2 protein-coding genes are annotated in these 900 nt (G+C 37.6%); both read left to right on the top strand.

The features are described from left to right. The first annotated feature begins 180 nt into the window (after positions 1 to 180). Positions 181 to 441, top strand: coding sequence for a hypothetical protein (locus tag ACYVRH_RS13640; RefSeq protein ID WP_461257434.1), 261 nt, complete (start codon positions 181 to 183; stop codon positions 439 to 441). Then, positions 441 to 900 (top strand): N-acetylmuramoyl-L-alanine amidase (locus tag ACYVRH_RS13635; protein WP_461257433.1); only part of this gene is annotated, 460 nt, incomplete at its 3' end. The genes ACYVRH_RS13640 and ACYVRH_RS13635, both read left to right, overlap by 1 nt.

Below are 900 nucleotides of genomic sequence, written 5' to 3'. Positions count from 1 at the left end.
GATAGAAGGGAGTTTACGATTAAAACACACAGAGCGTTGTTTAATGCGAGGGTGGGAGCGAAAGTAAAAATAAAAACAAAAGATGATGAAACGGGGGGAACGATTAACGCTTTTTCTTTCAGGTATAAAAAAGATAAGGCGTTTGTTGCGTCTTTTAGGGTGATTGAATAAGGGGGAAACATGAAAAATAGAAATACAAGACAGGGGGCAAGTATGAACAATGAAGACAGAAAGCTAATTGTAGAGACGTTAGCTGAAATGAAGGAGCTTAAAGGGGAAATGCGGGAATTTAAAGAACACGTTATAGGGCGTGTAGAAAAACTTGAAAGAAAAGAAGGTGAAAGAAACAAAGAACGCATATCCATTGTTGCGGTTTTAATTTCGGGTGTGGCGTTGGCGGTTTCAATAATTGTCAATTTTTTAAAGCATGGAGGCAAATAGTGAATATTATTGAAAAACTTTTAACGGTTAATCCATACAGCCGTTCAGGTAAAAAGATTGCGGTCTGTAAGGGGATTATTTTTCATTATGTAGGAGTGAATAATCAGAGGGCAATTAATACTTGGGGTTACTTTGAGAAAAATTGCCCATTAGAAAAACATTATTCATCGGCGCATTACATTATAGATTTGAACGGCGATATTTACCATGCCGTGCCAGATAATGAGGTTGCTTGGCATTGCGGTACTGACAAGCCCGATCCTGCTTCGGGCAGGATTTATACGGATTGGGCTAGATCAAAATTTGGTTTTTACGCTTCTGATCCTGTAAAAATAAGCCCTAATTTTTGCACTATCGGAATTGAGATGTGTATTGATAAAGAGGGGAACTTTACTGATGAGACAATTAATGCCGCTGTTGAATTGGCAGTAAAACTTCTTAAAGAAAATAATTTAACAG

It is taken from the genome of Treponema sp. R80B11-R83G3, from assembly GCF_054786115.1.
Note: the sequence above shows the minus strand (reverse complement) of the source record. Positions and strands in the feature narration are given on the sequence as shown.